The following is a 21823-nucleotide window of genomic DNA, read 5'->3' on the forward strand; positions in this document are numbered from 1 at the left end:
CGCGCGGCGGCCGGGGCCGCCGATCTTGAGGCAATATTTTCAAAAGGCGCGGAATGTGCGACATAACGTAGCGGTTAACCCCTGATTTCACCTGTCTTTTTGGATAGTTTCCAGAATTTGCAACCGCAGCGCCTCTCTGCTCTATGCTAGCGTCATCTATCCGAAGAGCTCCGGGGAAGAATGAATGAAGCATCCGGTCGATGTCCATGTGGGCAAACGTATCCGTCACCGTCGCTGGCTGGCGGGGGTCACGCAACAACAGCTGGCCGACAAGGTCGGCATCAAGTTCCAGCAGATTCAGAAATACGAAACGGGGATGAACCGTGTCTCGGCCTCGCGGCTTTGGGACATTGCCGATGCGCTCGACGTGCCGGTGTCGTTCTTCTTCGAGGGGTTGTCGGGCGAGGACCCGAACACGGCGGCGCAGGAGGGGGATCTGTTCTCCGACAAGGAAGCGCTGGCGCTGGTGCGGTCCTATTACGCGATCCCCGAGGCGCAGCGGCGCCGTCTGTTCGAATTGGCGAAGGTCCTCTCCGACGTGGCTTGATATGGCCGCACAATCGGGGTTGAAAAGACGGGGAGCGGTGACGCTCCCCGTCTTTTTTCGGAGTCCACATGCCGCCCCATCTGAGCGAGGCCGAAAAGGCCGATCTGATCGCCACTGCCGAGGCCCTTGCCGATGCCGCGCGGGCGGTGACGCTGGTGCATTTCCGCGTCCCGGGCGGGATCGCCGCCGAAACCAAGGAGGCGGTGCGCTTCGATCCGGTCACCGTGGCCGACCGCGCCGCGGAACAGGCGATGCGCGAGATCCTGGCCTGGCGGCGGCCCGCGGACGGGATCTGGGGCGAGGAATTCGGCGTGACGCGCGGGACATCGGGTCTGACCTGGGTGCTGGACCCGATCGACGGCACCCGGGGCTATCTGTCGGGCACGCCGACCTGGGGGGTGCTGATCGCGCTTTCGGAAGAGGGCGGCGACACGCCCGGGGCGCCGCTTCTGGGGCTGATCGACCAGCCCTATATCGGCGAGCGGTTCCTGGGCGGGTTCGGTCAGGCGCGGGTGACCGGGCCGCTGGGCCGGGCCGATCTGCGCGCCCGCGGCCCGCGGCCGCTGTCCGAGGCGATCCTTTATTCCACCTTCCCCGAGGTGGGCACGCCCGAGGAGGGCGCGGCCTTCGCCCGGCTGGCGGCTCAGGTGAAGCTGACGCGCTATGGTACGGATTGCTATGCCTATGGGCTGATCGCGGCGGGGCAGATCGATCTGGTGGTCGAGGCGGGGCTGCAGCCCTATGACGTTGGCGGGCCGATCGCGGTGATCGAGGCGGCAGGCGGCATCGTGACCGACTGGACGGGCGGTCCGGCATATCGTGGAGGGCGGGTGCTGGCGGCGGCCAATGCCGAGGTGCATGCGGCGGCGATGGCGGTGCTGAACGGCTGAGGGGCAAGATCGGGGGGCTGCCGCCCCCCGAGCCCCCCGCCCGAAGGGGCCGTCGGGCCCCTTCGGACTTCCCCGAGGGGATCACTTCATCCGCCGTCCGGCCACCCAGACCCCGGCAATGGCGCGGTCATCGCCCATCATGATCGTCGGGAAAAGCGCCTCCCAGAAATCGCCTGCCCGCTCGGCGCGCTGCGCGATCGCCGGGGTCGAGGCCAGATCGACGGCGATCAGATCCGCCTCCATCCCCGCGGCGATATTGCCGACCATCGTGTCGATGCGCAAAACCCGCGCCGCGCCAAGGGTCGCCAGATACCAGAGCGCGGCGGGATGCAGTGCGCCGCGCTTGAGCTGCCCGATCTCATAGGCCGCCGCCATCGTGCGCAGCATCGAGAAGCTTGATCCGCCGCCGGTGTCGGTCGCCAGCCCGATCCGCAGCCCCGCCGCGGCCAGCCCCGCCGTGTCAAACAGCCCCGAGCCGATGAAGCTGTTCGAGGTCGGGCAATGCGCCAGCCCCGCGCCGATCTCGCGCAGCCGGGCGATCTCGCGCGGCTCAAGGTGGATCGCATGGCCGTAAACGCCGTTTTCGCCCAGCAGGCCAAAGGTTTCGTAAGTGTCGAGATAGTCCCGCGCCGCCGGATACAGGCTTTTCACCCAGGCGATTTCATCGACCTGCTCGCTCAGATGCGTCTGCATCAGACAGTCGGGATGCTCGGCCCAGAGGCTGCCCAAAGCCAGCAGCTGATCGGGTGTCGAGGTGGGCGAGAACCGCGGCGTGATCACATAGCCCAGCCGGTCCCGCCCGTGCCAGCGCGTCAGAAGCGACTTGCTTTCGTCATAGGCCGTCTGCGCCGTGTCGCGCAGCCCCGCGGGCGCGGTGTCGCGGTCCATGCAGGTCCGCCCCGCAAGTGCGCGCATGCCGCGCCGCGCCGCCTCGCCCATGAAGGCATCGACCGAGGAGGAATGGATCGTCGCATAGGAGCACATCGAGGTCGTGCCATGCGCCAGCGCCAGGTCAAGATAGCGCGAGGCGATCTCGGCCGCATAGGCGGGATCGGCAAAGCGCATCTCCTCGGGGAAGGTGTAGCTGTTGAGCCAGTCGATCAGCCGCTTGCCCCAGCTGGCGATGATCGCGGTCTGCGGGTAATGCACATGCGCATCGACAAAGCCCGCCGAAATCAGCTTGTCGCCCAGATCGGTGCGATGCGCCTGCGGGTGGCGTGCCAGCACCGCCGCGGCCGGGCCCAGATCGACGATCCGCCCCGCCTCGATCGCCACCGCGCCGTGACGGTCGTGCCGGGCCGCCCCCGGCCCCTCGATCATCGCATCGCCCGCGTATCGCAGCAGTTGCCCCAGCAAAATCTCCACGCGCCACCTTCCTTTCCCGTGCGCCCCCATGCTAGGGCCGCGATCAGGCTTCGGCAATCACGGCTTTTTTGTCGCAGTCGGCTGCGATAAGGTGGCGCAAATCATAAACGGGCGACAACAGGGGGCGGCATGGCACAAGAGCGGGCAGAAGAGCACGAAGCCGAAGACCTGCCCGCGCTGACCGAAGATCTGGTCGAACGCGTTCTGACCGCGACCGAGGCGGGCGACGCGGCGCTGCTGGCCGAGCTGCTCGAACCGCTGCACGGCGCCGATATCGCCGACCTTCTGGAACAGGTCACCACCGCCGAGCGGCGCGAGATCCTGCGGCTTTACGGCCGCGAGATGGACGGCGAGATCCTGACCGAGATCGACGAATCGATCCGCGAGGAGGTGATCGAGCAGATCCCGGCCGATGTTCTGGCCGAGGCGGTGCGCGAGCTTGATTCCGACGACGTTGTCGACCTGATCGAGGATCTGGAGGAGGTCCAGCAGGAAGCCATCCTTGAGGCGCTGGATGAAACCGACCGCGCCGCGGTCGAGCAGTCGCTGACCTGGCCGGAAAATTCCGCCGGCCGTCTGATGCAGCGCGAGGTCGTCGTGGCCCCGCAGCACTGGACCGTGGCCGAGGCGATCGGCTTTCTGCAGCGCGAGGACTGGCTGCCCGACCAGTTCTATCACGTCATCCTCGTCGATCCGGCGCATCATCCGGTGGGCTATGTGACCTTGGGCAAGATCCTGTCGTCAAAGCCCGATACCGCGCTCAGCGCAATCACCGAGGACAGTTTCCGCACCATTTCCGCCCGCCAGGAAGAGGGCGATGTCGCCTATGCCTTCAACCAGTATCACCTGATTTCGGCGCCGGTGGTGGATGACGATGGCCGTCTGGTCGGCGTGATCACCATCGATGACGCGATGAACGTGCTCGATGAGGAACACGAGGAAGACATCCTGCGGCTGGCGGGGGTGGGCGAGGAAAGCTCGATCTCCGATTCGGTGCTGGAAACCGTGCGGCAGCGCCTGCCCTGGCTGGTGGCCAATCTGTTCACGGCCTCGCTTTCGGCGGTGGTGATTTCGCAGTTTCAGGCGACGATCTCCTCGCTGGTGGCGCTGGCGGCGCTGATGCCGATTGTCGCCTCGACCGGCGGGATCGCGGGAACGCAATCGCTGGCCGTGGCGGTGCGGGCCTTGGCGACGCGCGATCTGACCGCCTCGAACGCGCGCCGGGTGGTGTTGCGGGAAATCGGCGCCGGGCTGGTGAACGGGCTGAGCCTGGCGCTGCTTCTGGGCGTCGCGGGCGGGCTGATCTTTGGCCATGCCGAGCTGGGCGTGGTGCTGGGGCTGGCGATGATCGTCAATCAGCTGGTCGCGGCGCTGGGGGGCGTGATGGTGCCCTTGACGCTGGAACGGCTGGGGCTGGATCCGGCGCTGGCCTCGGGCACCTTTGTCACCACGCTGACCGATGTGATGGGTTTCTTCGCCTTCCTGGGTCTGGCGACCTGGGTTCTGATATGACCGATCTGGCTGCGTGCAAGGCCGAGGCGCGCAGAGCCGCCTTTGCCGCGCGCAAATCCGCCTTTGCGGCGGGGCAGGGCGAGGCCTGCGCGCATCTGCTGGCGGCGCTGATGCGGTTTTCAGGCGCGCCCTTGGCGGGCTATCTGCCGATCCGCACCGAGATCGACCCGCGCCCGGCGATGGCGGCGCATCGCGGCGCGGTCGGCGTGCCGGTGATTGCGGGTGAAGGCCAGCCGCTGACATTCCGCAGCTGGACGCCCGAGGCGCCACTGATCCCCGGACCTTTCGGAGCCTATGTCCCCGAAACCGGTGCCGAAATCACGCCGCGGGTGCTGATCGTGCCGCTTGTCGCCTTTGACCGGCGCGGGTTCCGGCTGGGCTATGGCGGCGGTTTTTACGACCGCACGCTGGAACGTCTGCGCGCTGCCGGGCCGGTGACGGCGATCGGCTTTGCCTTTGCGGCGCAGGAGCTAGACACTGTTCCGACCGAGCCCACCGATCAGCCGCTCGATCTGATCGTGACCGAGACCGGGCCGATCCTGCCGCCGCCCCGTGATCTGTGCCGTGATCTGCCCCGCGATCCCGGCCGGGGCTGAGGCCGCGCGCTCTGGTCAAGCCCGCCTGCGCGGGCTAAAGCGGGGCATGACCGATGACACCCTGCCGCCGTGCCCCGAATGTGCCAGCACCTTCACCTATCAGGTGGATGCGCTTTTCAGCTGTCCCGAATGCGGCCATGAATGGGCCCCCGGTGGCGACGCCGCCGAGACCGGCGTGATCCGCGATGCCGTCGGCAATGTGCTTTCCGATGGCGACACGGTGACGGTGATCAAGGATCTCAAGCTCAAGGGCAGCTCGCAGGTGGTCAAGGTCGGCACCAAGGTCCGCGGCATAAGGCTGGTGCCGGGCGATCACGACATCGATTGCAAGCTGCCCGGCGTCGGCCAGATCGGGCTGAAGTCGCAATTCGTGAAAAAGGTTCAGGACTGACGAAAAAGGGCGCCGCGGGGCGCCCTTGCTGTTTCCGGGGGGTGTCGGGGAGGGGGCCTCAGCCCCGGTCCTTGAGGATGAAGCCCGAGACCGGATAGACCCGGCCCGCGACGCTGTCCTGGCTCATCACCCGGACCTGGCTCCAGTCGTTGTTTTTCGACACGTCATGCACGCGCATCCCCAGCGACACCCGGTTGCGCTGCCAGTTCGCATGATCGATCTTGATCTCGCGCGGCGAGACCACTTCGGAGACCACCGCGACATGGCCCATCGGCATCTTGCGGGTGGGGGAAAAGGCCATCACCGCGCCCGGTTCGGGGCGGTGGCTGCGCTCGTAGCGGCCCGAGGCCTTCGACCACCAGGTGCCCGCATTGCCCTGCAGATCGATCCCCGAGACATTGCGCGCGAAAGGCACGCACCAGACCCGGCCGCCGCGCGACCGCAGCTCCCGCGCCAGCGCCACCGCGCTGTCGCGCCGGGCCGGATCAACACCTTCGGGGCGTTCCTTCGCCGAAGCAAAGCTCATCCGCGTCGCCTGTTCGGTTCCGACGCCACCGCCGCAAGCCGAAAGCGCGGCCAGAACGGCAAGAGCGAGGGGAAGCCGGGCAAGGCGCCCGGAGGATGTCAGCGTGATGTTCATCGGACCTGTAACGAAATGTGAGTGCGTGGCTTCGTCGAGGTGACCTCCTAACCGGGAACGGCATCAAGGTTAAAGCGCCCTGCGCGGCGGGGGCGGAAAACGGGCGGAATCCCGCCATCTTGCAGCTTTTCGGGCGGCGGATTTCCGCCGAGGCTGAAATTTTTCTCTAGGTCTCCCGATGGGTTCGTGGGGTTTTGACCCCCTCCGCGCGCCCCCCCGAGTCTCTGCCCGAAATCTGTCCCCGAACGGGCCGAAATGCCGTTTTGCGCAAGGCAACGGTTGCTTTCCGGCGGGGCTTCGGCCAAAGAAAATCCATGAAGATCTTGTTTCTTGGCGATGTGATGGGGCGCGCGGGGCGTGCCGAGGTGGCGGAACGGCTGCCGAAGCTGCGCGCGGACTGGGGGCTCGATTTCGTCGTGGTGAACGGCGAAAATGCCTCGGGCGGCATGGGATTGACCGGCGAGCATGCGAAACTGCTGCTGGCGGCGGGGGCCGATGTGGTGACGCTGGGTGATCATGCCTTCGATCAGAAGGACATGCTGCGCTTCATCGAGACCGAGCCGCGGGTGATCCGGCCGCTGAATTACGCGAAAGAGGCGCCCGGCAAGGGCGCGCGCTTGTTCGAGGACCGCCGCGGCCGCAAGGTGCTGGTGACGCAGGTGCTGGGCCAGGTCTTCATGAAGCGCCCCTTCGATGATCCGTTCTCGGCGATCGACACCGTGTTGCGCACCCATCCGCTGGGCGGGCTGGCGCAGGCGATCGTTGTTGACGTGCATTGCGAGGCGACCTCGGAAAAGATGGCGATGGGGCAATATTGCGACGGCCGCGCCAGCCTTGTCGTCGGCACCCATACCCATGTGCCCACCGCCGATGCGGTGATTCTGAAGGGCGGCACCGCCTATCTCTCCGATGCCGGCATGTGCGGCGATTATGACAGCATCATCGGCATGGAAAAGGCCGAGCCGATGCGCCGGTTCCTGACCGGGATGACGCGCGACCGCTTCACCCCGGCCGAGGGGGCGGTGACGCTCTCGGGCGTCTATGTCGAGACCGACGACCGCTCCGGCAAGGCCACGCGCATTGCGCCGGTGCGGCTGGGGGGGCGGCTGCCCGAGGCGCTGCCGGTCTGACCATCCCGCCCCAGATGTCCGCAAAAACAGCATTTTCCCGCCGGGCGCCGAGGATGGCACGGAAAGCGGCGATGAAAGCTTGCCCGGATGACCTGGGCGGCTAGTATCGCGGCGAAGCAGAGGGGCCTGAGATGATCGATCTTGGACTGAGCGCCGCGGCGCAGGCATGGCTTTCCATTGCCATCGTGCTGGGCATGTTCGTTCTGTTCGTGCGTGAAAAGGACCCGCCGGAAGTGATCGCCATCGGCGGCGCGGCGCTGATGCTGGTGCTGGGGCTGGTGCCCTACAAGGACGCGGTCGGAACGCTGTCGAATTCGGCGCCCTGGACCATTGCTTTCATGTTCCTGATCATGGGGGCGCTGGTGCGCACCGGCGCGCTGGACCGCGCCACCCGGGCCGTCGAGAGCCAGATCGACGAACGCCCCGCGATGACGACGGCGTTGCTGTTTGCCATCGTCATGGGCGCCTCGGCCTTCATGAACAACACCCCCGTCGTGGCGGTGATGATCCCGATCTTCATGCAGGCGGCGCGCAAGCTGGGGGTGCCGCCCTCGCGGCTGCTGATGCCGCTGTCGTATTTCACCGTCATGGGCGGGATGATCACGCTGATCGGCACCTCGACCAATATCCTTGTCGACGGGGTGGTGCGCCAGGACGGGATGGCGCCGTTCTCGATCTTCGAGATCGCGCCGGTGGGGCTGGCGATCTGTCTGGCGGGCTCGATCTTCATGGCGCTGTTTTCGCGCCATCTGGTGCCCGACCGGGTCTCGATGGCGGCGACGCTGGGCGGGGGCCGCCCGAAGATGAAATATTTCACCGAAGTGGCGATCCCCGAGGAATCGGCGCTGATCGGCAAGGGCGTGCTGGAGATCGACATCTTCAAGCGCACCGGGGTCCGGGTGATCGATGTTCTGCGCGGCGATGCCAGCTTGCGGCGCGATCTGGGGGCGGCGGTGCTGGAGGCGGGCGACCGGGTGGTGCTGCGCACCGAGGTGTCGGAGCTTCTGGGCATGCAGGCCAACAAGGATGTGCGGGTGGTGGACAAGCTCTCCTCCGTCGCCACCGAGACGGTCGAGGTGCTGATCTCGCCCGGCTGCCGGATGATCGGGCGGTCGCTGGGCGATCTGCGGCTGCGGCGGCGCTATGGCGTCTATGTGCTGGCGGCGCATCGGCGCAACCAGAACATCGGTCGCCAGCTTGAAGATCTGGTGGTGGTCGTGGGCGACACGCTGCTGCTCGAGGGGGCGCCCGAGGATATCGCCCGGCTGGCGCAGGACATGGATCTGGTCGATGTCTCGCGCCCCACCGCGCGGGCGTTCCGCCGGGCCAAGATGCCGATCGCGGTTCTGGCGCTGCTTGCCGTGGTCGGGCTTTCGGCGCTCGACGTGGCACCGATCATGGAGCTGTCGATGGTGGCGGTGGCGGTGATCCTGCTCACGCGCTGCATCGACGCCGACGAGGCCTTTTCCTATGTCGATGGCCGGCTGCTGGCGATGATCTTCGCCATGCTGGTGGTGGGCGAGGGGCTGGACGCCTCGGGGGCGGTCACGCTGATCGTCGATGCGGTGGCGCCCTTCATGCAGCATCTGCCGCCGATCGCGGCGCTGGCGGCGGTCTATTTCCTTGGCCTTGCGATGACCGAGCTTTTGTCGAACAATGCCGTGGCGGTGATCTTCACGCCGATCGCGATCCAGCTGGCGCATACGCTTGGCCTTGATCCGCGCCCCTTTGCCGTCGCCGTGATGTTCTCGGCCTCGGTCGCCTTTGCCACGCCGATCGGCTATCAGACCCATATGATGGTCTATGGGCCGGGCGGCTACAAATTCTCGGATTTCCTGCGGCTCGGCATTCCGCTTGATATCCTGACCGGCGTCGTCGCCGTGCTGATGATCCCGCTTGTCTGGCCGCTCGTTCCCTGAGGTTTCCATGCGTTTCGCCGTCCTGCTGCCCACCGTCCTGCTGCCCGCTGTCCTTGCGCTTTCGGCCTGTTCGCTGCCGCCTGCGCCCGAGCCCAACCCCGGGCGGATCGATCTGCTCGCGAACCGGCTGACGGTGCATTTCACCGATGGCAGCCGCTGCAGCGCCGATATCGCCGCCGCGCCCGAGGGGCAGCTTTCGGGCTGCGCCGTGCCGATGACCTATGCGGTCGAGATCCGCCGCAAGATCCATGTTCCCGCCGCCGAGGGGCTGATCGAACCCTATGCGACGGTGCGGCTGACCCGGCAGTCTGACGGGCGCGTCTTCGACTGGGTCACCCCCGAGGGCGGCGCGTGGCATCGCCCGGTGAATTACGGCCATCAACCGGGCTGACGGGCCTGTTTCATTGGCCCGGCTTGCGGGAGGGGCGTGCTTTGGCTATAGCGGCCGCCAGCACACCAATTCGACGGAGTAGGGGCATGGCAGGCCATTCCAAATGGGCGAACATCCAGCACCGCAAGGGCAAGCAGGATGCGATCCGCTCGAAGATGTTCTCGAAGCTGGCGAAGGAGATCACCGTCGCCGCGAAGATGGGCGACCCCGATCCCGACAAGAACCCGCGTCTGCGTCTGGCGGTGAAGGCCGCCAAGGCGCAATCGATGCCGAAGGACGTGATCGACCGCGCGATCAAGAAATCGCAGATGGGCGATGCGGCGGATTACACCGAGATCCGCTACGAGGGCTATGGCCCGAACGGCATCGCGATCATCGTCGAGGCGATGACCGACAACCTGAACCGCACGGCGTCGAACGTGCGCAGCTATTTCACCAAATCGGGCGGCAACATGGGGCAGACCGGCTCGGTCAGCCACGGCTTCGACCGGGTGGGCGAGATTTCCTATCCCGCTTCGGTGGGCGATGCCGATGCGGTGATGATGGCGGCGCTGGAGGCTGGCGCCGATGATGTCGAGAGCGACGACGAGGGCCACTGGATCTATTGCTCGGTCGAGGCGCTGTCGGAAGTTTCCGAGGCGCTGGAAAAGGCTTTGGGCGAATCGACCGAATCGAAGCTGATCTGGAAGCCGCAGACGACGACCGAGGTTGATCTGGAAACCGCGCAGAAGCTGATGAAGCTGATCGATGCGCTGGAAGAGGACGACGACGTGCAGACGGTGACGCATAATTTCGACGTTCCCGAGGATGTCGCCGCGCAGCTTTGAGGACCGGCGGAACGAGTGTCAAAAGGCGCCCCTCGGGGCGCCTTTTGTTTCGCCACGCTTTCGCGTGGCGACCCGCCGGGGGGCTTTGCCCCCCGGACCCCCCAGCGTATTTGCACCAGGAAAAGCAGGAGGGGGGATCGGGCGCCGTCCTCTCCAGCTGGTCTGTTTCATCTTGCGCCAAATATCCCGGGGGTCCGGGGGCGGAGCCCCCGGCGGGTCGCCCCGGCGGCAGCCGGGGCGAAATACCCTGCCCGCCGCATCAGGGTGTCAGCCAAACAGGATCAGGTTCGAGCGCGCAATCACCCAGATCGTCACCACGCCATAGGCTGCAAATCCCGCCATCGCCCAAAGCGTCAGGCGGCGCATCACCGCGGGCAGGGGGCCGCGCAGGCTGGCGCGGGTCGCAAAGGGGCTTGTGGCGCCCAGCCCCAGCGCCAGTGCCGTCGCCCCGAACAGGGGCAGGTAAAAGGCATAGCCGATATAGCCATAGTCCGGCTTCAGGATGCAGAAGGGGCAATGGTGGTTCGGGTTTTCATAGATGTAAAGCGAGATCGTCGAGACCATCGCCAGCAGAGCCGCGCAGAAAAAGCCCGCGCCTGCCAGCGCGAAAAGCCCGTGCCCGCGGCCCCTGCGCAGGGCGCGGAGGCCGGTTGTCAGCACCAGCCCCCCGGCGATCGCCAGCGCCCATAAGGCGGTTGCCGGATCGACCCCGGCCATCTCGTCGGAAATCCCCGCATGCGCCGGGGTGAACAGCTTCGAGCAGCAGGAGGTGATGACATCGGTGCGCAGGTTCAGGAAATAGGCCAGCTGCAGCCCGCCGGTCAGCAGCACCAGCGGTGCGATCGCCAGCACGGCGGCATATTTCACCCGCGTCAGCGGATAATCGCGGCCGAGCCGGTCGACATGATCCAGCACCAGCCAGACCGCCGCGGCGAAGAAACTGGCGATCTGGCCGTAAAGCGCCGGAAAGCCGTAGCCGTTCGCATTCAGCGTGCCCACCGCGCACATCGCCCCCACAAACAGCGCCGCCATCCGGTCGGCGTTGAAAACAAAAAGAAACAGCGCGGCCGCCTCGGCTGCCATCACCAGCGCGAAAAGCGTCGAGACCAGTTCGGTGCGCCGCTCCAGCAGCAATTGCGCGCGCGCGCCGCTGCTCAGATCCCAGCGCCGCAGCACCGATATTCCGAAGCCCCCCGCCCAGAGCGCCACCAGCGCCGCCAGTGCTGAAACCAGCAGCAGCGTCAGGATCGGCGTGTGAAAGATCACGACCGCACCTCGAGCACCGCGCCGTCCTGCATCTCGACCACGGCGGTCACCGGCGCGGCCGAGATGATGCGCGGATCATGGCTGGACAGGATCACCGTCTTGCCCTCGGCGCGCAGCCCGGCGACGATATCCAGGAAGCGATGCGCGAGCGCAGTATCGAGGTTCGCGGTCGGCTCGTCGGCGATCAGCACCGGCGCGTCATTCACCAGCGCCCGGGCAATCGCCGCCCGCTGCGTCTCGCCGCCCGAAAGCACCTCGACCGGCATCCGCGCCTTGTCCGCAAGGCCGAGGCTGTCGAGCCGCGCCAACGCGCGGGCCTCGACCTCGGCGCGGGGCGCGCCCAGGGGGGCGGCGGGCAGCATCACGTTTTCCAGCACCGACAGGCCCCGGATCAGGTTGAAGCGCTGAAAGACAAAGCCGAAGCGGCGCCGCCGCAGATCGGTCAGGAAGCGCTCGGGCAGGGAGGAGATCACCTCGCCTTCCAGCGTGATCCGCCCCGTCGTCGGCCGCGCCATGCAGCCCACCAGGCTGAGCAACGTCGTCTTGCCCGAGCCCGAAGGCCCCATGAGAACCGTGACCCCCGGCGCGATCGCCAGATCGATGCCACGCAGCGCGGTGACTTCATTCGCGCGGCCCTCGTTATAAGTCTTTGAAACGCCGTGCAATGTTATCATCGCATCACCGCATCCGGGTCGGCCGCCGCGCTGCGCCAGACCGGAACCACGGTCGCGGCGGCATAGGGCAGGGTGGTCAGAAGGAAGAGCGTGCAAAGCTGCAAGGCGTCGATGGCGGGCGTCAGCCGGAACTCGGGATAGATCACCGCCCAACCCTGCAGCAGCGGCGCAAAAAGCGGCGCGCCCGCCCAGAACACATGCGCATAGGCGAGCACCGTTCCGAGCAAAAACGCCCCGCCCGAGATCAGCCCCCCCTCCCAGAGTTTCATCGCGATCACGTCGCGCGTGTCCCATCCGATCGCCTTCAGAATGCCGATTTCGCGCGCCTCCTCGGCGGACAGCCCGCTTGCCTTGTCGGCGGCAAAGATCGCGAAGGCCAGCAGCGCCACGAAGGCCAGCGCCACCATCACCCCCTCGCGCCAGTCGAAGAGCTTCTGATAGGTGCGGGCGATGTCCTCGCGGGTGACAAAGCGCGCCTCGGGCAGCTGGGCCGTCGCCTTTTCGACCACGGTCGACAGCTCGCGCGGGTTGCGCACGCTGACCGCCAGATCGGTGAATTGACCCGCAGGCACGTTGAAAAAGCTGCGGAAATCGGCTTCGTTCATCAAGATCAGATCGGCGCTGAGCAGCGCGGTTTCGGTGCCAAGCGTGCGGGCGATGTCGAAGCGCACCAGATCCCCCTCGCGGCGCGACAGGAACAGCGGCGTGCCCTGCCATTTGAAATCGCGCAGCCGCGGCACCGCTTCGCCCAGGATCACCTGCCCCGGCGGCGGCGTCATCGCCGCGGTGCCCGGTACCATCACCGTGTAATTCGCCCCGTTGATCCGGTCGTAGAAATAGCCCCAAAGCCGCCCCTCGACCCCGGTGACGCCGCGGATCGCGGCAAGCTGCGGCACCGCCCCGGCGCCGATCATCGTCTGCCGGCCAAGGCTGAGGCTTTGCACGATCAGATCGGGGGCGCTGGCCAGCGTTGCCGCGGCCTCGCGGCGCAGGCTGGCGGCAAAGAACATCGCCGAGGCAAGGAGGAAAACGACCGCGGCAAAGACCAGAACCAGCGAGAGCGTCTTGACCCGCCGCCGCGCCAGCGCCGCAACGGTGAAATCCAGAAGCGCCCGATGCCGGTTCAGCAGGCTCATTGCAGCGCCCCGGCCGAAAAGCCAAGCGCCGTCGGCCCGAAATGCGTAGGCGGGGCGATCAGGCTGCCCGATGGAAAATGGTCGAAAGACAAGGGGTTGTCCTGAAAGGCCGTGGCCAGATCGGCCAGCGACGGGTGGCGGGTGTAGCGCGCCTCGGTGAACAGCGCGAGATCGCTCAGGCCAAGGTCCCGCACCAGATGCGCGGCGGCCTGCAGACGCGCGGCCTCGCGCGGGGCGGTCAGAACGGCATGCGCCGCCTCGGCCCCCGCCAGCGCGAAAGCCAGGCCAAAGGCCGCCAGCACCGGGGTTGCGGGACGCAGGCTCATTCGAACCGGCCCTCGTCCAGCTTCGCGGGCAGGTCCGCGGGGATGTCGGCAAAGCGCAGCAGGCGCTTGCCCGCGTGATCGCGCATGAAATCGGCCGCTTCGGCGTCACTGGCCAGGGGCACGAATTCATGCCCCATCGGTCCCAGCACATCCGAGCCGATCGCGTAAAGCGCCGTCTCGGCCGCGATCGGGCGCAGGCCGTAATAGTCGGTCACCCCCATCGCGCGGATCTGGTCGCGACGGCGCCCGGCGGCATAGCGCGGCACGTCGTGGAGGAATTTGAAGAAGTCCTTCGGGCCGTCGAAATGCAAGGCCATGCCATCGGCAAAGACCAGCGTCGCGATCCAGTCGGGATAGCGCGCGACGAACATGCCGCAGACCGGGCAGGTGTCGCGCGGCCCGGGTTTCGGCAGATCGAGGGGCGTCGCCTCCGCGCGGGCGTCCTGCGGCAGGCCAAGGGCAAGCGTCGAGACGCCCGCCAGCAGGCCAAGCGCCTTGCGGCGGGAAAGGTTGCACATGGTCAACTCCATCCCCGGCCGTGCCAAGCGGACACGGCCGGAATGTTGCAAAAGGTCAATGCGAGGCGGGCATCTTCAGCCCCATCTCATGCCGTTTTTCGGCCCGGCGCTTGCGGATCATCGCGGTGTCCTTGGCCATCTCGACATAGGCGGCCAGCAGCGCGGCGTCGAAATCGGCAAGGCTTGCCCCGGCGCTGCCCGCGACGGCGGCCTCGGCCTTGGCGCGCTCGGCAAAGGCCAGTTTCGACACCGCAGACATCGTGCCCGGTTTCGCGGGATCGATCACATAGGTCATCGCGGCAGTATCGGCGAGCGGCTTCGTCTCGCCCTCGGCCCCGGCATCGCCCGCATAGATCGCCTTCGGCCCGGCATCCATGTTCAGCGCCAGCGAAATCGCCGCGCAATGGATCGAGCAGGTGCCGTCCACGGTGTCGTTTTCATAGACGATCAGATGGCGCGAGGCCGAGAACATCGCCCGCATCATGCCGCAATAGGGGCAGCGCGGATATTTGCCCAGATCGTCGGTCACCGGGTCGGTATCGACCTTGAGAAACCGGGTCAGGCCGTTTTCATCGGTCCATTGCATCGGGCTGACCGGCTTTTCGGCGGGGGACATCGCCATTTCGGCGCGGACGGGCAGGGCGGCCAGCGGCACAAGCGCGGTGGCAGAGGCGGTGGCGGCAAGAAAATCACGACGTTTCATCGCTGTCTCCAAACGGAAAGCATGGCTGGGATCAGGGCTGGGCAGGACAGGGAACCCGCGGGGACGGGGAGGGCGGGACGCTGCCCCCCTCGCGCCCCCGTCAGAGGTCCGGCAGCCCGGGCGGTGCGCGGATCAGGCCGCTGCGCGGCAAAGGCGCGATGAAGGCGAAGGGGATCAGGGCCGCGGGATCAAGCGCGGTCAGAAGATGCAGCTGCGGCGGCGGCAGAACCGGCGACGCGGGCATGGCAAAGGCGCAGACCGCGGCGCTGGCGCAGATCGCACAGGACGCGTGGCCCTCCCCCATCTGCACCACCCGGCCCGAGGCGGGGTCGTAAAGCGCGACGCCCTCGCCAGTGCAGAGCTGCAGGAAGCCCGCCCGCGCGCCGGAGGGAAGGCCCGCCAGATCCTGCAGCGCCGCCGCGCTGAGATGTTCGGCGAAAAGCAGGCTTTGCAGCGCGATGGCCAGCACCGCCAGCCACCGGGCGAAAACGCCGGTGCGAAGGGACAGCTGGGGGCGGGCAGGGCGGGTCATGAAAGCTCGCGGGCGGGCGTTTGGCGCAGGATCGCGGCAGCCGGGGCGGAAAGCAACACCTTTCGTGCAGCTTTTCCGGGCGGCGCCACGCCACCACGCTAGCCCGGCGTGCCGCGCGCCGCTTTGACCGAGGTCAAGGTCGCAGCCCGATCGGCGGCCCTGTATCCGGCACAATCGGTCGCTTGCGCCGCCGCGCGGGGCGGGGCAGCAAGGGGCATGACCGCGATCTCCGAGAAAAACCGTCCCGTCGAGGGCGTGCTGTGGATGCTGGCCACCGGCCTCGCCTTTGTCTTCGTCAACGGCATCGTGCGCTATCTGGGCACGGCGCTGCCTGCCGCGGAATCCGCCTTCATCCGCTTCGCCTGGGGGCTGCTGTTTCTCGCCCCCTCGCTGCTGCCCTTGCTGCGCTCGGGGATTTCGCCCGCGCTTTTCAAGCTCTTCGCGCTGCGCGGCGCGTTGCATACGGTGGCCGTGATGCTGTGGTTTTACGCCATGGCGCGGATCACGATTTCCGAGGTCACGGCCATCGGCTATCTCAACCCGATCATCGTCACCCTGGGCGCGGGGCTGTTCTTTGGCGAGGGGTTTCGCCCGGCGCGGATGGCGGCGGTTGGCCTCGCGATGCTCGGCGCGCTGGTGGTGCTGCGCCCGGGCCTGCGCGAGCTGTCGCCCGGCCATCTCGCCCAACTTGGCGCGGCTTTCGGCTTCGGCCTGTCTTATCTGGTGATGAAGCGGCTGACGCAGCTGGCCCCGGCCTCGACCGTGGTGGCGGTGATGGCGCTTTCGGTCACCCTCGGCCTTGCGCCCTTTGCGCTGGCGGTCTGGCAGCCGGTGAGCCTTTCGCAGCTGCTCTGGCTCGGCGCGGTCGCGGTCTTTGCGACGGCGGGGCATTACTGCATGACCCGCGCCTTTGCCTGCGCGCCGATGACGGTGACGCAGCCGGTGACCTTTTTGCAGCTGGTCTGGGCGACGGCTCTCGGCTGGTCGGTCTTTGGCGAGCCGGTCGATGCCTGGGTGATCCTTGGCGGCACCATCATCCTGGCGGCGGTGCTCTTCCTGACCTGGCGCGAGGCGCGGGGGGATGCGTCGCAAGGGCGTATTTGAGCCAGGAAAAAGCCCGAGGTCGAAGGGCCCCGGGCTTTGCTTTTTCTTGGTGCAAATACGCCTCTTTACCCCCTGGTGGCGGTGCCGCGCGGGTCGATCAGCCGGGCGATCACGCCCTCGCGGGTGATGCGCCGCCCGTCGGTCAGTGCCACGGCGGGGACGGTCTTCAGCAGTTCCATCACCTGGATCACCGGGGTTTCGGGCGCAATCGGCGCCCCCTCGGCCGCGCCCGGTTCGGCCATGTCCTCGGCCGTCAGCACCCCAAGCGGGTTCATGTGGGCGACGAATTCGGCCACATAGGCATCGACCGGATTGGCGATGATCTCGCGCGCCGTGCCCATCTGCACCAGCCGCCCGCCTTCCATCAGCGCGATGCGGTTGCCGAGCTTGAAGGCCTCGTCCAGATCATGGCTGACAAAGACGATGGTGCGCTTCAGCGTCGATTGCAGTTCGAGCAACTCGTCCTGCAGCTTGGCCCGGATGAGCGGATCAAGCGCCGAGAACGGCTCGTCCATCAAGAGGATCGGCGCTTCGGTGGCAAAGGCGCGGGCCAGACCGACGCGCTGCTGCATGCCGCCCGACAGCTCGCCCACCTTGCGCTCGGCCCAGTCGGTGAGGTTCACCAGCTTGAGCTGCGCATCGACGCGGTCGCGCCGTTCCGCCTTGCCCATGCCGCTCAGTTCCAGCCCCAGCCCGACGTTTTCGCGCACCGTGCGCCAGGGCAGCAGGCCGAATTGCTGGAACACCATCGCGACGCGGGTCTGCCGGATCCGGCGCAGCGTCTGCGGATCGGCATGGGTGACATCGACAAGGCCGTTGCCGTCGCAGACCTCGACCTTGCCGCGGCAGACCGGGTTCAGCCCGTTCACCGCGCGCAAAAGCGTCGATTTGCCCGAGCCCGACAGCCCCATCAGCACCAGGATTTCCCCCTCGGCCACCGAGAGCGAGCAGTCATGCACCCCCAGAACCTGGCCGGTGCGGGCCTGGATCTCGGCGCGGCTCATCCCCTTGTCCATCAGCGGCAGGGCGCGGTCGGGGTGATCGCCAAAGACGATCGAGACAGCGTCGAAGCGCACCGCGACGCCCGCGGTCAGCTTCGGGTCGGTAATCATGCTCGCATGCCTCATTTCGATCCCCCGAAGCGCATCATCCGGTCGAGCACGATGGCGACGACGACGATGATCATGCCCGATTCAAAGCCCAGCGACGTGTTGACCGAGTTGAGCGCCCGCACCACCGGCACGCCAAGCCCGTTCGCGCCCACAAGCGCCGCGATCACCACCATCGACAGCGAGAGCATGATCGTCTGGTTCAGCCCCGCCATGATCTGCGGCAACGCATAGGGGAGTTCGACCTTCCACAGCACCTGCCAGGGCGTGGCGCCAAAGGCGCGCGCGGCCTCGAGCAGCGGTTGCGGCGTGGTCGACACGCCCAGATGCGTCAGCCGGATCGGCGCGGGCAGCACGAAGATCACCGTGGCGATCAGGCCGGGCACCATGCCGATGCCGAAAAACACGATCGCCGGGATCAGATAGACGAAGGTCGGCAGCGTCTGCATCAGGTCCAGGATCGGCTGCATCGCCATGTAAAGCCGGGGCCGGTGCGCGGCGGCAATGCCGATCGGCACGCCCAGCGACATGCAGACGACACAGGCCGAGATGACCAGCGTCAGGCTTTCCGTCGTCGGCTTCCAGTAGCCCTGGTTGAAGACGTAAAGCAGGCCCAGCAGCACGGTGAGCAGGATCGACACGCGCCGTTGCAGGAACCACGAGATGCCGAGGAAAAACCCCGTCAGGACGAAGGGCTGGTATTCGGCCGGGTAAAGCGGCGTGTAATCCGCGGCGCCGGTGATCCAGGATATGTCGAGCGGCGTGGCAAAGATCGCCATGATGCCGTCGATCAGGGTTTCGAAGATCGCGGCCAGATGGTCGAAGACGATCGAGAAACTGTCGCGCATCCATTCGAAGACGTGCTTGGCCCAGGGGCCGACCGGGATTTTCCATTTGCCGGTGAAAAGATCGGTGCCGCTGTGTCCGGTGATCCCCCCGGCGTCGATCATCAGTCCTGCCAGTTTCTCCAGCACCGTCTTGAGCAGGATGGCGCCGAAGATCGACGCGGCGATGGTGCCGATCAGGCGCATCGTTTGCTGTAGCATGTCGCTTGCCTTGCGTGGTTCGAAAGACCGACAGGCGGGGCCCGCCTGCCGGGATCGTCAGGTCAGTGCAAGGCTTATTTCAGCGCCGCGGTCACGGCCGCAAGGCCGTCGCCGCCGTCCTTGGTGGTCACGCCCGCCAGCCAGGGCGCCAGAACCTCGGGATGGGCGGCCAGCCAGTCGCGCGCGGCGGTCGGCGGGTCGATGCCGTCATCAAGGATCTTGCCCATGATCTCGTTTTCCATCGTCAGGCTGAATTCGAGATTGGAGAGCAGCTTGCCGGTGTTCGGACATTCCGCGACATAGCCCTTGCGGACGTTGGTGCGGACCTCGGCACCGCCGAAATTCGGGCCAAAGACCTCGTCGCCGCCGGTCAGGTAGCTCATCTTGAAATTGGCGTTCATCGGATGCGGTTCCCAGCCCAGGAACACCACCGGCGTATTGTCCTTTTCGCCCTTGGCGACGGCGGCCAGCATCCCCTGTTCCGAGCTTTCGACAACCTCGAAGCCCGACAGGTCGAACTTGCCTGCGGTGATCATGTCGAGCACCAGACGGTTGCCGTCATTGCCCGGCTCGATCCCGTAGATCTTGCCCTCGAGCGCGTCCTTGTGCGTCGCGATATCGGCGAAATCCTTGATGCCAAGCGCCGTGCCCGCGGCATTCGTGGCCAGCGTGTATTTCGCCCCCACCAGATTGGTGCGCAAAGTCTCGACCGTGCCGTCATCGCGATAGGGCGCTAGGTCCGCCTCCATCGAGGGCATCCAGTTGCCCAGGAACACGTCCACATCCCCCGACGAGAGCGCCGAATAGGTCACCGGCACCGACAGAAGCTTGATGTCGGTCTCATAGCCCAGCGCCTGCAGCACCGTCGTCGTCACCGCCGTCGTCGCGGTGATGTCGGTCCAGCCCACATCCGAAAAGATCACCTTGTTGCAATCGGCCGCGGCGGGAAGGGCAAGCGAAACTGTCGCAGCCCCGGCAAGAAGGAAGGAACGAAGCGTCATCTGGGTCTCCCGTTGGTTGCCCGGTTTACGGTCAGGCTTTTTGTTGATTGACTAGTCAATAAACTTGCCTGTAGCTCCTAAAAGCAAGATCTTTTTTGAGCGGAGTCGCAAAAGACATGCCGAAGCTTGGAGCGGAGCCTATTCGACGGGCGGCCTTGGTGAAAGCCACGATCGAAACCGTGGGCGAGGCGGGATCACTTGAGGTTACTGTAGCACAGATTGCGCGGCGCGCGGGCATGTCCTCGGCCTTGGCGCATCATTATTTCGGTTCGAAAGAGCAGATTTTCCTGGCCGCGATGCGGGCGATCCTGACGCTTTACGGCGCCGAGGTGCGCGGGGCGCTGGCGGCGGCCGAGCGCGGTCCCGAATCGCGGCTGCGCGCAATTATCGCGGGGTCGTTCTCGCCGGGGTCGTTCCGGCGCGAGGCGATCTCGGCCTGGCTGAATTTCTACGTTCTGGCGCAGACGAATCGCGAGGCGATGCGGCTTTTGCGGGTCTATCAGCGCCGCTTGCGCTCGAACCTGCAGCATGAGCTGCGCCCGCTGGTCGGGCCGCGGGCCGAGGCGGTGGCGCGCGGTCTGGGGGCGATGATCGACGGCGTCTACATCCGTGCAGCGCTGGCCGAACATGCGCCGGATCGCGCTTATGCGCTTGAAATCGTGTATGAATATCTCAACCGGGAACTGGGGGTGCAGCGATGAGGGCACAGCCGAAGGCCAGCCATTTCGTCAATGGCGCATGGCTTGAAGATGCCGCGGGCGAGACGATCGAGGTGATCTTTCCCGGAACCGGCGAGGTGATCGCGGTGCTGCACGAAGCAACGCCCGCGGTGATCGAGGCGGCCCTTGCGGGGGCGGTGGCGGCGCAACGCGCCTGGGGCGCGCTCAAGCCCGTCGAGCGGGCCCGCATCCTGCGCCGCGCCGCCGATCTGATTCGAGATCGGGGGGCAGAGCTGGCGGAGCTGGAAACCCTCGACACCGGTAAGCCGCTTCAGGAAACGCTGGTCGCCGACTGGCCATCGGGCGCCGACAGTCTGGAATATTTCGCGGGGCTCGCGCCGACGCTGACCGGCGAGACGATCCCCTTGGGCGGCGATTTCGCCTATACGATTCGCGAGCCGCTGGGGGTTTGTGTCGGCATTGGCGCCTGGAATTACCCCAGCCAGATCGCCTGCTGGAAAGCGGCCCCGGCGCTGTCGACCGGCAATGCGATGGTGTTCAAGCCCTCGGAACTCACCCCCCTTGGGGCGCTGCAACTGGCCGAGATCTTCATTCAGGCCGGGATGCCCGCGGGGGTGTTCAACGTCGTGCAGGGGCGGGGCGCGGTGGGCGCCGCGCTGACCAGTGACTCGCGGGTGGCCAAGGTGTCGCTGACCGGCTCGGTCGCGACCGGCGCGCGGGTCTATGCGGTGGCGGGCGCGGGGATGAAACATGTGACGATGGAGCTGGGGGGCAAATCGCCGCTGATCGTCTTTGAAGATGCCGATATCGAAAGCGCGATCGGCGCGGCGATGCTGGGCAACTTCTATTCCTCGGGGCAGGTCTGCTCGAACGGCACGCGGGTCTTCGTGCAGAAATCGATCAAGGAGCGCTTCCTGACCCGACTGGCCGAACGTACCGCTTTGATCAAGGCGGGCGATCCCCTGGACGAAGCCACGCAATTCGGCCCGCTCGTTTCGGCAGCGCAGCATGCCAAGGTGCTGGGCTATATCGCCACGGCCAAGGCCGAGGGGGCGCGGCTGATCTGCGGCGGGCAGGCGGGCAACGAGGGGCCGCTTTTCGTGCAGCCGACGGTCTTTGCCGATGTCACCGACGGCATGACGCTGGCGCGCGAAGAGGTCTTTGGCCCGGTGATGGCGGTGCTGGATTTCGAGACCGAGGCGGAGGTGATCGCGCGGGCGAATGGCACCGAATTCGGTCTGGCCGCCGGGGTCTTTACCGCCGATCTGGCGCGCGGGCACCGGGTCATCGCGCAGCTGCAGGCGGGGACCTGCTGGATCAACGCCTATAACCTGACGCCGGTGGAGATGCCCTTCGGCGCGGTGAAAGCCTCGGGGCTGGGCCGCGAAAATTCCAAGGCCGCGATCGAGCACTATACCCAGGTGAAGGCCGTCTATGTTGGCATGGGGCCGGTCGAGAGCCCCTATTGAAACGCAGGCCGGGGGGTCCCCCCCGGACCCCCCGGCGTATTTGCGCCAAGA

24 protein-coding genes are annotated in these 21823 nt (G+C 66.6%); 12 read left to right on the plus strand and 12 right to left on the minus strand.

The window, feature by feature from the left end:
• Positions 1-184: 184 nt before the first annotated feature.
• Complete coding sequence (locus tag AC4PTB_RS04675) at positions 185-547, plus strand: helix-turn-helix domain-containing protein (RefSeq protein WP_492191932.1); 363 nt, start codon at positions 185-187, stop codon at positions 545-547.
• 68 nt (positions 548-615) lie between these two features.
• Positions 616-1437, plus strand: a complete 822-nt coding sequence (locus AC4PTB_RS04680) for an inositol monophosphatase family protein (protein ID WP_492191933.1) — start codon at positions 616-618, stop codon at positions 1435-1437.
• 81 nt (positions 1438-1518) lie between these two features.
• Here the strand turns inward: AC4PTB_RS04680 and guaD are convergent, their stop codons facing one another.
• A complete protein-coding gene (gene guaD, locus AC4PTB_RS04685; RefSeq protein WP_492192581.1) occupies positions 1519-2757 on the minus strand; it encodes a guanine deaminase in 1239 nt (412 codons plus the stop codon).
• Between the two features lie 174 nt (positions 2758-2931).
• Here guaD and mgtE point away from each other — a divergent pair, with 174 nt between their 5' ends.
• From mgtE to AC4PTB_RS04700, 3 genes are read left to right on the plus strand one after another with little or no spacing between them, the layout of a single operon-like run.
• Complete coding sequence (gene mgtE / locus AC4PTB_RS04690; RefSeq protein ID WP_492191934.1) at positions 2932-4314, plus strand: magnesium transporter; 1383 nt, start codon at positions 2932-2934, stop codon at positions 4312-4314.
• The gene (locus AC4PTB_RS04695) at positions 4311-4910 is read left to right on the plus strand and encodes a 5-formyltetrahydrofolate cyclo-ligase (RefSeq protein ID WP_492191935.1); all 600 of its coding nucleotides are present in this window, start codon (positions 4311-4313) and stop codon (positions 4908-4910) included. The genes mgtE and AC4PTB_RS04695 overlap by 4 nt, the downstream gene beginning before the upstream one ends.
• A gap of 46 nt (positions 4911-4956) precedes the next feature.
• The gene (locus AC4PTB_RS04700; protein WP_492191936.1) at positions 4957-5301 is read left to right on the plus strand and encodes a zinc ribbon domain-containing protein YjdM; all 345 of its coding nucleotides are present in this window, start codon (positions 4957-4959) and stop codon (positions 5299-5301) included.
• A 58-nt stretch (positions 5302-5359) separates the two neighbouring features.
• On the opposite strand, the gene AC4PTB_RS04705 is transcribed toward AC4PTB_RS04700, so the two are convergent.
• Positions 5360-5941, minus strand: coding sequence for a CHAP domain-containing protein (locus AC4PTB_RS04705; protein ID WP_492191937.1), 582 nt, complete (start codon positions 5939-5941; stop codon positions 5360-5362).
• Positions 5942-6255: 314 nt separating this feature from the next.
• On the opposite strand from AC4PTB_RS04705, the gene AC4PTB_RS04710 reads away from it, so the two are divergent.
• The 4 genes from AC4PTB_RS04710 to AC4PTB_RS04725 all read left to right on the plus strand — a co-directional run bounded on the left by AC4PTB_RS04710 (position 6256) and on the right by AC4PTB_RS04725 (position 10208).
• Entirely contained in the window at positions 6256-7071 is an 816-nt protein-coding gene (locus tag AC4PTB_RS04710; protein WP_492191938.1) for a TIGR00282 family metallophosphoesterase, read from the plus strand.
• Positions 7072-7202: 131 nt separating this feature from the next.
• Positions 7203-8990 carry an SLC13 family permease gene (locus tag AC4PTB_RS04715; RefSeq protein ID WP_492191939.1) on the plus strand — a complete coding sequence of 596 codons (1788 nt, stop codon included), beginning with the start codon at positions 7203-7205 and terminating at the stop codon, positions 8988-8990.
• A 7-nt stretch (positions 8991-8997) separates the two neighbouring features.
• Complete coding sequence (locus AC4PTB_RS04720) at positions 8998-9381, plus strand: hypothetical protein (protein ID WP_492191940.1); 384 nt, start codon at positions 8998-9000, stop codon at positions 9379-9381.
• Positions 9382-9467: 86 nt separating this feature from the next.
• Positions 9468-10208 carry a YebC/PmpR family DNA-binding transcriptional regulator gene (locus AC4PTB_RS04725; protein WP_492191941.1) on the plus strand — a complete coding sequence of 247 codons (741 nt, stop codon included), beginning with the start codon at positions 9468-9470 and terminating at the stop codon, positions 10206-10208.
• A 267-nt stretch (positions 10209-10475) separates the two neighbouring features.
• Here AC4PTB_RS04725 and AC4PTB_RS04730 read toward each other — a convergent pair whose 3' ends face one another.
• The 7 genes from AC4PTB_RS04730 to AC4PTB_RS04760 all read right to left on the minus strand — a co-directional run bounded on the left by AC4PTB_RS04730 (position 10476) and on the right by AC4PTB_RS04760 (position 15363).
• Positions 10476-11474 (minus strand): hypothetical protein, encoded by a 999-nt coding sequence (locus tag AC4PTB_RS04730; protein WP_492191942.1) that lies wholly within the window; start codon positions 11472-11474, stop codon positions 10476-10478.
• Positions 11471-12148 carry an ABC transporter ATP-binding protein gene (locus AC4PTB_RS04735; protein WP_492191943.1) on the minus strand — a complete coding sequence of 226 codons (678 nt, stop codon included), beginning with the start codon at positions 12146-12148 and terminating at the stop codon, positions 11471-11473. The genes AC4PTB_RS04730 and AC4PTB_RS04735 overlap by 4 nt, the downstream gene beginning before the upstream one ends.
• Complete coding sequence (locus tag AC4PTB_RS04740) at positions 12145-13284, minus strand: ABC transporter permease (protein WP_492191944.1); 1140 nt, start codon at positions 13282-13284, stop codon at positions 12145-12147. Before AC4PTB_RS04740 ends, AC4PTB_RS04735 begins: the two co-directional genes overlap by 4 nt.
• Entirely contained in the window at positions 13281-13610 is a 330-nt protein-coding gene (locus AC4PTB_RS04745) for a hypothetical protein (RefSeq protein WP_492191945.1), read from the minus strand. The genes AC4PTB_RS04740 and AC4PTB_RS04745 overlap by 4 nt, the downstream gene beginning before the upstream one ends.
• The gene (locus AC4PTB_RS04750) at positions 13607-14128 is read right to left on the minus strand and encodes a nitrous oxide reductase accessory protein NosL (protein WP_492191946.1); all 522 of its coding nucleotides are present in this window, start codon (positions 14126-14128) and stop codon (positions 13607-13609) included. The genes AC4PTB_RS04745 and AC4PTB_RS04750 overlap by 4 nt, the downstream gene beginning before the upstream one ends.
• Positions 14129-14183: 55 nt before the next feature.
• Entirely contained in the window at positions 14184-14831 is a 648-nt protein-coding gene (locus tag AC4PTB_RS04755; RefSeq protein WP_492191947.1) for a nitrous oxide reductase accessory protein NosL, read from the minus strand.
• A 100-nt stretch (positions 14832-14931) separates the two neighbouring features.
• Positions 14932-15363, minus strand: coding sequence for a DUF2946 family protein (locus tag AC4PTB_RS04760; protein WP_492191948.1), 432 nt, complete (start codon positions 15361-15363; stop codon positions 14932-14934).
• A gap of 216 nt (positions 15364-15579) precedes the next feature.
• On the opposite strand from AC4PTB_RS04760, the gene AC4PTB_RS04765 reads away from it, so the two are divergent.
• The gene (locus tag AC4PTB_RS04765; RefSeq protein ID WP_492191949.1) at positions 15580-16467 is read left to right on the plus strand and encodes a DMT family transporter; all 888 of its coding nucleotides are present in this window, start codon (positions 15580-15582) and stop codon (positions 16465-16467) included.
• A 65-nt stretch (positions 16468-16532) separates the two neighbouring features.
• Here the strand turns inward: AC4PTB_RS04765 and choV are convergent, their stop codons facing one another.
• The 3 genes from choV to choX all read right to left on the minus strand — a co-directional run bounded on the left by choV (position 16533) and on the right by choX (position 19623).
• A complete protein-coding gene (gene choV / locus AC4PTB_RS04770) occupies positions 16533-17579 on the minus strand; it encodes a choline ABC transporter ATP-binding protein (RefSeq protein ID WP_492191950.1) in 1047 nt (348 codons plus the stop codon).
• 11 nt (positions 17580-17590) lie between these two features.
• Positions 17591-18607 (minus strand): choline ABC transporter permease subunit, encoded by a 1017-nt coding sequence (gene choW / locus AC4PTB_RS04775; RefSeq protein WP_492191951.1) that lies wholly within the window; start codon positions 18605-18607, stop codon positions 17591-17593.
• 89 nt (positions 18608-18696) lie between these two features.
• Complete coding sequence (gene choX, locus AC4PTB_RS04780) at positions 18697-19623, minus strand: choline ABC transporter substrate-binding protein (protein ID WP_492191952.1); 927 nt, start codon at positions 19621-19623, stop codon at positions 18697-18699.
• A 116-nt stretch (positions 19624-19739) separates the two neighbouring features.
• Here choX and betI point away from each other — a divergent pair, with 116 nt between their 5' ends.
• Positions 19740-20324, plus strand: a complete 585-nt coding sequence (gene betI / locus AC4PTB_RS04785) for a transcriptional regulator BetI (protein ID WP_492191953.1) — start codon at positions 19740-19742, stop codon at positions 20322-20324.
• On the plus strand, positions 20321-21772 hold the full coding sequence (betB, locus tag AC4PTB_RS04790) for a betaine-aldehyde dehydrogenase (RefSeq protein ID WP_492191954.1): 1452 nt from the start codon (positions 20321-20323) through the stop codon (positions 21770-21772). The genes betI and betB overlap by 4 nt, the downstream gene beginning before the upstream one ends.
• Positions 21773-21823 lie beyond the last annotated feature (51 nt).

Source organism: Rhodobacter sp. 4.3.4, from assembly GCF_058724655.1.